The sequence below is a fragment of the Achromobacter veterisilvae genome (genome assembly GCF_900496975.1).
GTDB lineage: Bacteria > Pseudomonadota > Gammaproteobacteria > Burkholderiales > Burkholderiaceae_B > Achromobacter > Achromobacter veterisilvae.
Genome location: NZ_UFQC01000002.1, coordinates 213,890 through 227,774 on the forward strand (window position 1 = coordinate 213,890; position 13,885 = coordinate 227,774).

General features: G+C 65.3%; 11 protein-coding genes and 1 tRNA gene. 4 read left to right on the plus strand and 8 right to left on the minus strand.

The features are described from left to right. Positions 1-6 precede the first annotated feature (6 nt). The 6 genes from AVE30378_RS02645 to AVE30378_RS02670 form a co-directional block, all read right to left on the minus strand. Positions 7-1,605, minus strand: coding sequence for an ABC transporter ATP-binding protein (locus tag AVE30378_RS02645; RefSeq protein WP_129239221.1), 1,599 nt, complete (start codon positions 1,603-1,605; stop codon positions 7-9). Positions 1,606-1,608: 3 nt separating this feature from the next. Next, positions 1,609-2,445 carry an ABC transporter permease gene (locus AVE30378_RS02650; protein WP_129239222.1) on the minus strand — a complete coding sequence of 279 codons (837 nt, stop codon included), beginning with the start codon at positions 2,443-2,445 and terminating at the stop codon, positions 1,609-1,611. A 2-nt stretch (positions 2,446-2,447) separates the two neighbouring features. Next, the gene (locus tag AVE30378_RS02655; protein ID WP_425265772.1) at positions 2,448-3,419 is read right to left on the minus strand and encodes an ABC transporter permease; all 972 of its coding nucleotides are present in this window, start codon (positions 3,417-3,419) and stop codon (positions 2,448-2,450) included. A 15-nt stretch (positions 3,420-3,434) separates the two neighbouring features. Then, complete coding sequence (locus AVE30378_RS02660; protein WP_129239224.1) at positions 3,435-5,027, minus strand: ABC transporter substrate-binding protein; 1,593 nt, start codon at positions 5,025-5,027, stop codon at positions 3,435-3,437. An 80-nt stretch (positions 5,028-5,107) separates the two neighbouring features. After that, positions 5,108-6,388: an aspartate aminotransferase family protein gene (locus AVE30378_RS02665; protein ID WP_129239291.1), complete on the minus strand. Its 1,281-nt coding sequence runs from the start codon at positions 6,386-6,388 to the stop codon at positions 5,108-5,110. A gap of 56 nt (positions 6,389-6,444) precedes the next feature. Then, the gene (locus AVE30378_RS02670; protein WP_129239225.1) at positions 6,445-7,548 is read right to left on the minus strand and encodes a phosphotransferase; all 1,104 of its coding nucleotides are present in this window, start codon (positions 7,546-7,548) and stop codon (positions 6,445-6,447) included. 316 nt (positions 7,549-7,864) lie between these two features. Between AVE30378_RS02670 and AVE30378_RS02675 the strand changes: the two genes are divergently transcribed. The 4 genes from AVE30378_RS02675 to AVE30378_RS02690 all read left to right on the plus strand — a co-directional run bounded on the left by AVE30378_RS02675 (position 7,865) and on the right by AVE30378_RS02690 (position 12,899). After that, complete coding sequence (locus tag AVE30378_RS02675) at positions 7,865-8,569, plus strand: GntR family transcriptional regulator (protein WP_129239226.1); 705 nt, start codon at positions 7,865-7,867, stop codon at positions 8,567-8,569. 215 nt (positions 8,570-8,784) lie between these two features. Next, a complete protein-coding gene (locus AVE30378_RS02680; protein WP_129239227.1) occupies positions 8,785-9,297 on the plus strand; it encodes a sigma-70 family RNA polymerase sigma factor in 513 nt (170 codons plus the stop codon). Next, positions 9,294-10,277 (plus strand): FecR domain-containing protein, encoded by a 984-nt coding sequence (locus tag AVE30378_RS02685; protein ID WP_129239228.1) that lies wholly within the window; start codon positions 9,294-9,296, stop codon positions 10,275-10,277. The genes AVE30378_RS02680 and AVE30378_RS02685 overlap by 4 nt, the downstream gene beginning before the upstream one ends. Positions 10,278-10,574: 297 nt before the next feature. Further along, positions 10,575-12,899 (plus strand): TonB-dependent siderophore receptor, encoded by a 2,325-nt coding sequence (locus AVE30378_RS02690; protein WP_244234947.1) that lies wholly within the window; start codon positions 10,575-10,577, stop codon positions 12,897-12,899. Positions 12,900-12,923: 24 nt separating this feature from the next. On the opposite strand, the gene AVE30378_RS02695 is transcribed toward AVE30378_RS02690, so the two are convergent. Further along, positions 12,924-13,619 (minus strand): pentapeptide repeat-containing protein, encoded by a 696-nt coding sequence (locus AVE30378_RS02695; RefSeq protein ID WP_129239230.1) that lies wholly within the window; start codon positions 13,617-13,619, stop codon positions 12,924-12,926. 147 nt (positions 13,620-13,766) lie between these two features. Then, positions 13,767-13,842: transfer RNA gene (locus AVE30378_RS02700), tRNA-Lys, on the minus strand. Between the last annotated feature and the right edge of the window lie 43 nt (positions 13,843-13,885).

The following is a 13,885-nucleotide window of genomic DNA, read 5'->3' on the forward strand; positions in this document are numbered from 1 at the left end:
GTATGTTTACTTCCAGCTTCTTCCGGGCACCGCGGCGATCAGTTCGCGGGTATACGCGTGCTGCGGATTCTCCAGGACCTGGGCGGTCGGACCCTGCTCGACGATCTCGCCATGCTTGAGCACGATGACGCGATCGCACAACTGGGACGCCACGCGCAGGTCATGCGTGATAAAGAGCATGGACAGATGCAGCTCCTGCTTCAGTTGCCGCAGCATGGCCAGCACCTGGTCCTGCACCGAAACGTCCAGCGCCGACACCGGTTCGTCCGCCACGATCAGCTCCGGCGTCACGGCGATGGCGCGGGCGAAGCCCAGGCGCTGGCGCTGGCCGCCCGAGAACTCATGCGGATAGCGATCCAGCGCGGACGGATCCAGCTTCACCAGTCGCATCAATTCGCGCGCCCTGTCCATGGCCGCGCCGGCCGACATGCCGTGACGGCGCATACCGCCGGTCAGGATGCGGGCCACGGTATGGCGAGGGTTCAGCGAGCCATACGGATCCTGAAAGATCATCTGCACCGAACGGCGCCGCGCCGGATCGGCGAACGCGCCTTCGGCCAGCAGGTCGGCGCCGCGCAGCCGCAACTCGCCGCCATCGACGGAAACCAGGCCCGCAAGCATGCGGCCGATGGTCGACTTGCCCGAACCCGACTCGCCCACCAGTCCCACCGTCTCGCCGCGCCGGATATCGAACGAAACGCCCTTGACGGCCGGAAACTGCTGGGCTGGGCCGAACCACTTGCCCTTGCGCAGATACGTCTTGCGCAGGTCCTTTACCGTCAGCAAGGCATCGGGCGGGAACTTGCCGGCAGGCGGCGGCCGGAACGACGGCACGGCGGCCAGCAGCGACTGCGTATACGCCGCCTGGGGATCGTTCAGCACCTGCTGCGCGGTGCCGGATTCGATCACGCGCCCGCCTTGCATCACGACGATGCGGTCGGCGATTTCAGACACCACGCCGAAGTCGTGCGTGATGAACAGCACAGCCAGCCCCTTGCGCTGCTGGATGTCCTTGATCAACGCCAGGATCTGCGCCTGCGTGGTGACGTCCAGCGCCGTGGTCGGTTCGTCGGCGATCAGGATATCGGGCTCCAGCGCCAGAGCCATGGCGATCATGACGCGCTGGCGTTGTCCGCCCGACAACTGGTAGGGGTAGGAATCGGCGATGCGGGCATGGTCCGGCAGACCGACCGAGGCCAGCAGCTCGGCCACGCGCGCATTCACCTGGCCGGCGTCGCGCATGCCATGCGTGCGCAGCATCTCGCCGATCTGGCGGCCGCAACGCATCAGCGGATTGAGCGCGCTGAGCGGCTCCTGGAACACCATGGCAATGCGCTTGCCGCGCACCTTGCGCAACTCGCCCAAGGGCATGCCGGCCAGTTGCAGGTCGCCCAGCCGGATATCGCCGCCGGCGATCCGCAGGCCGCGCGGCAGCAGGCCCAGCACGGCATGCGCCAGCGTGGACTTGCCTGACCCGGACTCGCCCACCACGCACACGATTTCGTGCGGATTCAAGGTCAGGCTGACGCCATCCACCGCCAACTTGCGGTCGCCGCCCGCCGGTAGCGAGATCGACAGGTTTTCAATCTGAAGCAACGGCGTCACGGCTCACCCCTTGCGATGAAGACGAGGATTGAGCGCATCGTTGAGCCCCTCTCCCATCAGGTTGACCGCCAGCACGGTGACGAAGATCGCGACGCCCGGGAACAGGCACATCCACCAGGCCAGGCGCAGGAAAGTGCGCGACGCGCCCACCATGTAGCCCCAGGTCATCAGATTGGGATCGCCCAGGCCCAGAAAGCTGATGGCACTTTCCAGCAAGATGGCGTTGGCCACCATCAGCGAAGCCATCACGATCAGCGGCGAGACGCAGTTGGGCAGGATCTCGGCAAACACAATGTGGGCGCGCGAATAGCCCTGCACCGTGGCGGCTTCCACGAACTCGCTGGACTTGACCCGCATGAATTCGGCGCGTACCAGCCGCGCGATCGGCGGCCAGCTCACCAGCGCCACGGCGGTTATGACCGAACCGAACGACGGCTGGAAAATCGCCACCAGCACAATCGCGAACAGAAAGCTGGGAATGGTCTGGAATATCTCGGTCAGGCGCATCAGCAATTCATCCCAGCGGCCTCCCAGATAACCGGCGGGCACCCCCACCAGCATGCCGATGAACACCGCCACCACGGTCGCCACCACGCCCACCAGCAGCGAAGCCTGCGCGCCATGCACGATGCCCGCCGCGATATTGCGGCCCATGGAGTCCGCCCCCAGCCAGGCGCTGGCCTCTTCGAACGGCCGCAGGAATGGCGCTTCGGTGGTGTCCCAGGGATTGACGGGATAGAGCCACTGGGCGCTCAGGGCCATCAGCACGATGGCGGCCAGGCAGGCCAGTCCGACCACCGCGCCGGCATTGCTGAAATATCGCTTGATCAATGTCTTCATGATTAACTCTGCATGCGGGGATCGACGAGGCGGTAGATCAGATCGGTAAGCAGGTTGAACGCCACCACCACCACCGAAGTGCAGAAGAACACTCCCAACAGGACGGGATAATCGCGCTGCTGCAAGGCATCGAAGGCCAGCCGGCCGATGCCTGGCCAGGCGAACACGGTTTCGACCAGCACCGAGCCGCCGATCAGTTGGCCCGCCTGCATGCCGGCCAGGGTGATGACCGGCAGCACGGCATTGCGCAACTGGTGCACCCACACCACCCGCCCGGACGACAGGCCCTTGGCCCAGGCCGTCTTGACGAAATCGGCGCCCTGGATCTCGTTCATGGAGGCGCGCGCCAGGCGGGTATAGACCGCCAGGTTGAAGCCCGCCAGGGTGACGATGGGCAACAAGGCATGCTTGGCGATGTCCAGCATTCGCGGAATGCCGGTCAGCGACGACCCCATGGTCTCGTAGCCGAAAGCCGGCAGCCAGCCCAGGCTGACCGAGAACCCCAGCACCAGCAGCAGCCCGACCCAGAAGATGGGCGTGGCGTAAAAGGCCAGCGACGCCGCGGTGATGGCTGAATCCAGCCACGATCCCCGGTAGCGGCTGGCCAGCGCCCCCATCAGGATTCCTCCCAGCAGGGCAATGAGGAATGCCGGGATCGCCAGCACCAGCGTGGCGGGCAGGCGGTCGGCGATCATGTCCCAGACGGGACGCTGCTGCCGATAGCTGTAGCCCAGATCCAGCGTGGCGATGGATTGCAGATAGCTCCCCAACTGCACCGCGAGGGGTTGGTCGAGCTTGAACTCCTGGCGCAACTGCTCCAGGAACTTCGCGTCGGATGACCCGGCTTCGCCGGCCAGCACGCTGACCGGGTCGCCGGGCGCCATGTGCACCAGGGCAAAGTTGATGACGGCGACTGCGATCAGCACCGTGACCGATTTGCCCAGCACGGAAAGTAAGGGCCGCAGCCACCTCATCATCCGTTCCTCCGCTTACTTCTCGATGTAGGTCGTCGCGAAGGTTTCCGCCACGCCGATGGCGGACGTCGTCACATTCTTGACCTTCTTGTTGGTGATCGTGGGAAAGGCCAGTTCCACCAGCCAGGCGGTCGGCGCGTCCTTGGCGACTTGGCCGTAAGCCTGCGAATAAAGCTGCTGGCGCTTGGCGGGATCGACTTCCTTCGCGGCGGCGATCAGCGCGGCGTCCACGTCCTTGTTCACATAGCCCGACGTGTTGGTGCCGTAGCCGCCCTTGTGGATGTTGTCCGAACGATAGGTGCGATCCACGCCCAGCGCCGGATCCGAGTATTGGTACAGGTATTCGACCACCGAGTCGAACTCCCAATTGGAGTAGCGGCGCGCCCAACTGCCGGCATCGGTGTTTTCCAGCACCACTTCGACACCCACCTTGGAGAGCGAATTCTTGACGTATTCGGACACCTTGTTCCAGGTGTCGCCATACGGCAAGCCCAGCAGCTTGATGCTGGCGCGCTTGCCGCCGGCATCGGGCTTCAGGCCCATTTCGTCGAGCAGCGCGATGGCTTTCTTCGGATCGTAGTCATAGCGCGGCAGCTTGTCGTCGTAGAAGCGCGTCACCGACGACACCGGACCCGTGGCCGGACGCGCGGCGCCGAAGAAAATGCGGTCGGCGAGGAACTTGCGGTCGATGGCGTACTGGATGGCCTGGCGGAAGCGCGCGTCGTCCAGCGGCTTGGCGCGATGGTTGAGTTCGATCGCGGCGTGCGAGCCGGTGAACTCGTAGCCCTGGGTCGTGACCTCCAGTTGGGGATTGGCCTTGATCTGCGGCAGGAAGGCAAAGTCGATGTCGCCAAAGCTGGCCACCTGCACCGAACCGCTTTCCAGCGCCACCAGGCGCGAATTGGCGTCCGGAATCACCTGGAAGTAGATCTTGTCCAGGTACGGCAGGTTGGGACGCCAATACTTGTCGTTGCGCTCCAGCAGCACGAAGCGGCCGCGTTGCCATTCCTTGAACTTGAACGGCCCGGTGCCGATGGGCGTCTGGTTGGCCGGGTTGTTGCGGAAGTCCGTGCCCTGGTAGATGTGGGCCGGCACGATGGGCGCGGACGACACTTCAAAGGCGTTGATGAAAGGCGAGTACGGTTCCTTGAGCGTGATGACGACGGTCAGCGGACCGGTCTTCTCGATGCTGGCCACATGGCTGAGGTTGTTGCGGGCGCGCGCATGCACCTCGGGCAGGTATTCCTTGAGCGAGAACAGCACGTCATCGGCGCTGAACGGTTTGCCGTCGTGCCAGGTCACGCCTTCCTGCAGCTCGAAGGTATAGGTCAGGCCGTCGGCGGACACGTTCCACGACTTGGCCAGGCTGGCCTGGGGATTAAGCTTGAAATCGTAGGTCAGCAGGCTCTCGTAGATCTTGCCGCCGACTATCTGCGTGGGCGTCTGCTGGTTCAGGCCCAGCATCAGGATGGGCGGCTCGGGGTTCAGGATCACATTGAGCGTGCCGCCATGCGTCTGCGCCATGGCAGACGCGCCCGCCCCGATGGCGGCTGCGCCCGCCAGCAGGACATTCAGTGCGGTTTTCCTGAAGAACTTAGTGTTGCGCATGATGATTCCCTTGCGTATTCGACGTGGTGGAGTGGGACCGGTCTTCTTGTGTAGCGTCTTGTTATCTTGTTGGCTGCCGCTCAGCGCATCGCCGCGCGGCACTGCTCGTCCAGGGCCGCGGCCAGGATGGCGGCATGCTCGGGCCGGAACACCAGCGGCGGACGGATCTTGAGCGTGGAGGCATTGCGGCCGGCCGTGCCGAGCAGCACGCCGGACTGGCGCAGGCCATTGACGATGCGCTGGGCCAGGCGGGCGGCATGCGCCGCATCGCCATCGGGCGCGACGATGTCGACTCCCCAATACAGGCCGTGTCCGCGCACCGCGCCCAGACAATCGTGGCGCCGCGCCAGATCGCCCAGCGCTTGCGCCATGGCCTGGCCGGCGCGCTCGACATGGGCCGGCGCATCCATACGCGCCAACTCGTCCAGCACGGCCAGGCCGACGGCCGACGACACGGTGTTGCCGCCGAAAGTATTGAAATAGCGGCACTCGCGGCCGAAGGCCTCGACCAGGCGCGACTGCGCCACCAGGCCGCCTATCGGATGTCCGTTGCCCATGGGCTTGCCCATGGACACCATGTCCGGGATCACGCTGTCGCGCTGGAAGGCCCACCAGTTGCCGCCCATCCGCGCAAAGCCGCCCTGTACTTCGTCGGCGATGAACAGTCCGCCCCGGGCGCGCACGCGCTCGGCCGCCAGGGTCAGCGCTTCACCGGGATCGGCGTACAGGCCATCGCTGGCGAACACGGTATCGACCATGAGCGCGGCCACCGGCGTGCCGGCGGCTTCCAGCTCGGCGGCCGCCGCATCCACACTGGCGGCAAACTGGGCCGCGACCTCCCGCGGCGTGCCCTCCAGAAGGCAAGGCGCCGGTATCGTGCGGACATGCGCGCCGACGGGACGCAGCGACGGCGACACGTCGGCCAGCGCCATCGTCACGCCGTGATAGGCATTGCTGGTGACGATCACACCCCGCCGCCCCGTCGCCTCGAAGGCGATGCGCAGCGCCAGGTCATTGGCCTCGCTGCCCGTGCAGGTGAACATGGCGGTATCGAGCGCGTCCGGAAACAGCGCCAGCAAGCGCTCGGCATAACGCACCACGCCATCGTGGAGATAACGCGTATGCGTATTGAGCACCGATGCCTGGCGCGACAGCGCTTCCACCACGGCGGGATTGGCATGCCCGACCACCGGCACGTTGTTGTAGGCATCCAGGTAGCGCCGTCCCGACGCGTCGTACAGCCACACGCCCTCGCCGCGCACCAATTCCACCGGCTCCTCGTAGAACAACCGGTAGGCCGGCCCCAGCGCCTTGCGCCGCGCCAGCAGGTCCTGCTGCATATCGTTGCGGTTCACCGTCATCGCATGTCCTTCGGTCGATTCTTGCGCAGCCTCGCGCAGTTCCACTGAGGACGCGCTCAACGCGCGCCCCGGTTCCATTCGTCGTACAGCTCGTTGAACAGCGCCGTCGCCGCCGCCCGGCTGCGCAGGATGTAGGCGCCATTGCCTGGAAAGCGCAAGGCGCGCCAGGACGGGATCACCATGCGCTGCACCAGCCGGGCCAGCACCAGATCCAGCACATGGCGCCGCTCCCGCGGCGCCAGCGGCAACACTGACTCGTAACCCGCCACCACGGCCGACAGTACGTCCAGGGGATTGCCGGGAACCATCATCTGGTAGGACGCGGCGATGGCGATCTCGGCGATGCGCGGCGCATGGACCATGTCGCCGAAGTCCAGGATGCCCACCAAGTCCGTGCCGGCCTCGTCCGCCAGGATGTTGCTGGGCGACAGATCGTTGTGGATGATCTGGCTGGGCAGCGCCGCCAGCGCCGGCACGACATCCTGCTCGAACGCGTCCAGATAGGCGGCAATGCGCGCCCGTTCGTCCAGCGACTCCACCGCCTCCAGCATCGGCCGCACCCGCGCCACCTGGCAGGCATCCCACAGAAACAGGCGATGCGCCGCCGGATGCTCGAAGTCGGCAAGCTGCGCGTCCAACTGGCCCGCCGCCCTGCCCACCGCGCGCCAGGACTGCGGCCCGGCCGACATGGCCGTTCCTACCCTGCCCGGCAGGAAGCCATAGGCGCGCACCCGCACCGGCCCCGCAACCTCCGATATGCGAAAGCTCAGCCAATCCTGCGTTGCCGCGCCATCGTCGCAACCCGGCCCGATACCCGAATCCGCCGCCAAGCCCGCGGTGTCGGCAGGCTGGTGATGCGGCGCCCGCACCGTGCCCAGGCCGCCCTGGCGCGCTTCCAGATGCTTCAGCACCGCAATCTGCATGCGCGTTTCATCCAGGCTTTCCGCGCCGTTGATGAACTTCAGCGTCAGCGACCCGCCGTCCGCCCGGCTGATCCGGAAATTCATATCGCGCTCACCCGACAGCGGAACGCATTGCGCGTAACCGGGGTAGCAGGCTCTGGCCAGGCGCTCGGCATCCTCCAGCCGGATCGGCGGAGGCGAATTGACCAGCAGGGCGTCCACCGGTTCTTCCATGCCGGTGGCGGCGTCGGACAGCATCACTAGACATCCCGATTAAAATATTTGATGCATCATGCATCAATGTCTGGGAATCACAACATTGGTGTAATCCCGGAGACAGGGAAATCCCGCAAAGCCGCTCTCGGCCGCTGGTTTTATCTATAAGACTGATAAAGTAGGGCATGGGCCGCGAGCCCGCCATCCGCCCGCCCGGGCAGACCCACCTGTGGCGCACTTATGACTCTTGGCACGTACTTTGATGCATCATCCGAGCGCAAGCCCTCCTCCCCGCCCTGTTGCTGAACCTCTCGCGCCGTCGGCGCAGCCGCCGCAGGCAGAGGCCCGTTTTTCAGCCATGCAGTACGAAAGCATGGGCAACCGGGTCTACACCAGAATCTGCAGCGCGCTGATGGAAGGCCAGCTCCGGCCAGGAGACCGGCTGCGTATCCGGGAGCTGGCCGCGGAATTGGGCACCAGCATCACCCCCGTGCGCGACGGCGTGCTGCGCCTCGTGCAGGATGGTGCGCTGGTCATGCGCAGCGCCCGGGACATCCGGGTAGCCGAAGTCGCCCTGCCCGAGTACCTGGAAATCCGCGACATCCGGCTGGAACTGGAAGGCATGGCGGCCGCGCGGGCAGCCGAAGTCGCCACGGCCGAAGACATCGCGCGCATGGAAGCGCTGATCGAGCAGAACGAACAGGCGCTGGCTGCCGGCGACGTATTGGGCGCCATCAGCCTGAACCAGCACTTCCATTTTGAATACTGCCGCATCGCCAACATGCCGGTGCTATTGAGCATCCTGGAGCGGCTGTGGCTGAAGATGGGCCCGTTGATCGCCCAGTGCTATACGGCGGGCGGACGAGACATGATCGACGGCCACTACTCCCTGCTGACCGCGATGCGCAACCGCGACAGCCAGGCGGCCCGGATCGCCGTCCAGACCGACATCCTCTCCGGCGGGCAGGTCATCCTGGAACTCAAGAGACGCTCGGCCAAGGCCGCCGAAAATGCCGACGCCGCGGATGCAGCGGCAGCCCCGACGGCAAGGCCATCGGCGTAAGGCGATGCGATAACGACCGGTCACGCTGACGCCAGCCGGACGCTACGGGAACGCCGACCGCGCATGCCAGTCGGATGAGTGTGCCTCCGATGCCAAGATTGATCAGCGCAAGACCGCGGGCCTTCGGACGGCGGCGACACAGGCTGGCCATCGGCCGGGAATGGATCGTTTACAATTAACAATCATTCCCATTATCGTTTGAACGGAAGGCCCGCGTGCGTCCTGTCGACTTTGCGTCCTCTGACGAATTCGTCAGCCTGTATCGAGAGCATCATGGCTGGCTTGTCCAGATGCTGCGCCGCAGGCTCAGCGGCAACATCGACAACGCCGCGGACCTGGCGCACGACACGTTCGAGCGCGTCATGCGCAGCGAGTCCCGCGCGGCCTTGGCCGAACCGCGCGGCTTTCTCACCACGATCGCCAAGCGCCTGCTCATCGACCAATCGCGCCGCCGCGCGATCGAACAAGCCTATCTGGAGACCCTGGCGTTGCGCAGCGAGGCCACCGAGCCCAGTCCCGAGACGCACGCCCTGGTGCTGGAAGCGCTGAATGCCGTTTGCCAGATGCTGGAACAACTGCCGCCGCGCGTGCGCCGCGTATTCGTGCTGGCCCAGGTGCAGGGGCATCCGTATCTGGAGATCGCGCGGCAACTGGACATCTCGGTGGCCGCCGTGCAGCGCGACATGGTCAAGGCCTGGCAGCATTGCTACGCCGTGTTGTACGCATGAGCGCGCACGAGACCGAACGCCTGCATCCCGACATCATCAAGCAGGCCGCGCAATGGATGATGCGGACCGCGGACGCGCCCGACGCCGACACCCAGGCCGCCTGTGCGCGATGGCGCCAGGCCGATGCACGCCACGAACTGGCCTGGCAGCGCCTGCAAGGCATCAACCAGGACTTCGCCGCCACGACCGGCGCGCACCTGCCTGCGGCCACGGCGGGGCAGACCATCCTGCGCTACTGCGACCAGCGATCGCGCCGCAACGCGTTGAAGTGGATGGCCGGCGGCATCGGCCTGGGCGCGCTGGGGTTGGCCGGGATGAGGGAAGGATTGTGGGACGGCGCCACGGTGTACCGCACGGCGACGGGCGAACAGCGCGTCCTGACCTTGCCCGACGGCACCCAGTTGACCCTGAATACGGATTCCGCCGTGGCGCTGCATTTTGACGAGCGGCAACGCCGGATCGAGCTGCGCGACGGTGAAATCCTGATCGCCACGTCCAGCGATCCGGCCGGGCGTCCGTTCAGCGTGAAGACGCGCAACGGCATCCTGACGCCGCTCGGCACGCGTTTTGTCGTGCGCCAGTTGGACGACGCCCGCCGCGCTACGCGCGTCGCCGTGCATGAGGGCGCGGTGCGTATCGATCCCGCGGGATCTGTGGAGGCATCGCGGGTGCTGCACGCCGGAGAGCAGGCCGATTTTGATGCCCGCACCTTGTCGCCCGCTGTGCCGGTGGAAGGCACCGCACCCGCCTGGAAGCAAGGCATGCTGGTCGCCAACCGCATGCGGCTCGACCGGTTTCTGGAAGAGCTGGGCCGCTACCGCCCTGGATTCCTGCATTGCGATGCCGACGTGGCCGATCGCGAGGTCACCGGCGCGTTCCGCATCGACGACACCGACCGCGCCTTGGAAGTGCTGGCCAGCGCGCTGCACTTGTCGCTGCGCTACCGCACGCGCTATTGGGTCAGCGTGGGGCGCGCTTGACCCGCCCTGCCTGAAGGCGCATCGCAAACAAAGTTGTAACCACGCCGAAGATTATCGATTCTGGTTCGTTAGACATAGAGACAGGCTCCGAGGCATCCCGGACCTGCCCGATCCATTCGACGAACCAGGAAATCTCTCATGGCACCACGCCAGTCTTCTTCGCCTATCGCCGCGCCCAGACCGCCGGGGGCGCGGCCCGCCCGCCTGCGGCTTGCCGTCCATCTGGCATTGACGGCAGTTGTCCCGTTGGCCGCGCCCGCCGCGTCGTGGGCCCAGGCCGCTTCCGCGGAGGGCGTCGTGTTTTCCATTTCCGCGGCGCCGCTGGACGAGGCGCTGGGCCAGTTCGGCGTGGCCGCGCAGGTCACCGTGGTGGCGTCCCCCGCCCTGACGCGCGGCGTCAGGACCCAGGGCTTGTCGGGGCGCTATACGGCCGAGCAGGGGCTGGCGCAATTGCTGGCCGGCACGGGTCTGCAGGCCGTCGCCAACGCCAATGGCGAAGGCTACCAGTTGCGGCGCATCCCGCAAGACGCGCCAGGCGTGTCCACGCTGGCGCCCGTCACGGTCACCGGCCTGGCCGATAGCGCCGTGACCGAAGGCTCCGGCAGCTACACCAGCCGCATGGTGACCATCGGCAAGGGCCAGCAGACGCTCAAAGAGATTCCGCAGTCGGTCACGGTCGTCACGCGCCAGCGCATGGATGACCAGAACTCCAACACGTTGGACGATGTGCTGGCCAACAGCACCGGCATGACGCTCTACAAGAGCCCGATGGGCGGCAACTACGTGTTCTCGCGCGGTTTCCGGGTCGACAGTTATCAGTTCGACGGCGTCAACCGCGCCTTCTACTATCCGCAGGCCAACAACTTCACCAGCAATACGGTGATCCTGGACCGCGTGGAAATCATTCGCGGCGCCACGGGGCTGCTGCAAGGCGCGGGCTCGCCCAGCGCGGCGGTCAACTTGGTGCGCAAGCGCCCGCTCGCCGAAAGCCAGGTGCAGATGATGGCCAGCGGCGGGTCCTGGAACAACTACCGCGCCGATATCGACGCCACCGGTCCGTTGAACGAGTCGGGATCGTTGCGCGGACGCGCCGTGGCCAGCTATAACGACCGCGAATATTTCTACGACGAGGCCAAGAGCCGCACGGGCGTGCTGTATGGCGTGCTGTCGTACGACTTCGGGCCGGACACTACGCTGACCGCAGGCGTCAGCTACGAGGAACTACGGTCCACGCCGTTCTTCCACGGCCTGCCGCACTATTCCAACGGCGACGACCTGGGGCTGAAGCGGTCCACCTCGCTGGGGCAGGACTGGAACCGTTGGAACGGCAAGCAGACCACGGTCTTCGCCGAATTGGCGCACCGGTTCAACAAAGACTGGTCGGCCAGATTGACCGCCACGTCCACGCAGGAATCCAACGATTCGAAGTACGCATTCTCCGACGGCGCCGTGAATCCCTCGACGCTGCTGGGTCCTTCGCTATACGCCGGCATCTTCGATCTTTCGACGCACAACAAGGCGCTGGACCTTGAGGTGGACGGCACATTCCAGGCGCTGGGGCGCAAGCACTCGGTAAGCGTCGGCGCCAGCCTCAATCACCTGACCAGCAAAGACGATTTCGCATTGGCTCGCCTGAACCGCGCGTCCAATGTATGGGATCCGGACCATCACGTGCCGGAGCCGTCCGATGACTGGCTGCGCGAGAACGCCTACCGCGGCGATGCGACGGTCGTGAAGATGAAGCAGACCGGCGTCTACGGCGTGGGACGTTTCAGCCTGGCCGACCCGCTGACCCTCGTGGCCGGCGCGCGCGTCAGTTGGTACGAAAACACCACGCGCTACCGCGACACCGGTGACCAGTATTCCGATCCCTACAAAGAAAATGGCGTCGTCACGCCCTATGGCGGCCTGATCTACGCCTTCAATCCGCAGTGGTCCGGCTACGTCAGCTTCGCGCAGATCTTTGAACCGCAGAATGCCCTGGACGCTTCGGGCAAGGTGCTGGACCCCATCGTTGGCAAGAACTATGAAGTCGGCATCAAGGGCGAACTGCTCGACGGGAAGGTCAATACGTCCCTGGCCGTGTTCCGCATCGACCAGAAGAACCAGGCGCAGGAAGACCTTGCCGGTGGCTGCGCCATTGGCGATATATGCTACGTTTCAAGCGGAAAATTGCGCAGCCAGGGGGTGGATGCCGAGATCAGCGGCGAAGTGGCCAAGGGGTGGCAGGTGTTCGCCGGCTACACCTTCAACACGCTGAAATTCCTGGACGACACTGACGTGTTGAACACCAACTTTGGCCGCACCTTCACGCCCAAACACATGCTGCGCCTGTGGGCCGATTACCGCTTGCCGGGCGAATGGTCCGCATGGACCTTGGGGGCGGGCGTCAACTACCAGACTGGCAGCTATACGGAAACGCGTTCCGTCCGGGTTTCGCAAGGGCCGTTCGCGGTCTGGAATGCGCGGGTCGGTTACCAGTTCAACAAACACTGGTCGGCGGCGTTGAACGTGAACAATATTTTCGACAAGACCTACTACCAGACCATCGGAGCGCCGGGGTGGGGCAGCTTCTATGGCGATCCCCGCAACGCCACGCTGACCGTGCGCGGCACGTTCTAGCGCAGGTACCCGGGAGCGGGCGCGTCAGACCACGCTGATGCGCAGTTCCGCCAGCAGCACGGCGGCCTGCGTTTTGGAGATGGTGGCGCCGGCCAGACGCGCGGCAACCGTCAGGTCGATGCCGCTCAAGTCCACTTCGCGCAGGTCGGCGCCTTCGAAGCGGACGTTCTTCAAATTGGCGTTGCGCAGGCTGCCGCCATGGAACACGGTGTCGCGGAAATCGCTGCCGGCCAGGTCGGCGTCCGAGAAGTCCAACTGCATGATGTTGGACTTGCGGAACGACACGCCGCGCAGCAGCGCGCCCACCAGCAGGCATTCCTCCACGGTCCAGCCCAGGCAGGCGATGCCGTCGAAATCCGAGCCGGTCAGTTTGCAACCTTGGAACCGGGCCGCCGCCAGCCGGGCCCGGCGCCAGTTGGCGTTGTTCAGGTCGCAGTTCTGGAACACGGCGTCGCTGGCGTCGGCCGAGGCGAAGTCGACCTGCCCGCCGCGGCAGCGCACCCACGACGTATCGGCAAGCGTGGCGCCCTGGAACGAGGCATTTGCAATGGCGCAGGCCGTGAAACGCGCGCCGCGCAAATCCAGCCGGGAAAAGTCGGCGCCCTGAAAGTCGCAGTCCTGGAACGACAGCGGATTGTCCCCCGCGCGTTCGATCAAGGCCTCCATCGCCTTGCGGTCCACTTCAAGGTCCGTCACGGTTTCAATTGCGTCTTGCGTCATGCTTCTGGTCTCGGTTCGATGCCCGGGCGCGGGGCAGGAAAGTGCCGCGCCCGGCGTAGCAATCACCAGGATACCAAGCCAGGAACCGAGCCCGACCCAAAATGAAAAACGCCGGAAACCCAATCAGGATTTCCGGCGTTTTGAATTTGGTGGGCTGTGAGTGGCTCGAACACTCGACCTACGGATTAAGAGTCCGCTGCTCTACCAACTGAGCTAACAGCCCTTGCAATCCACTCAATCCCGATCCGCTTGACTAGCGCTTTTTA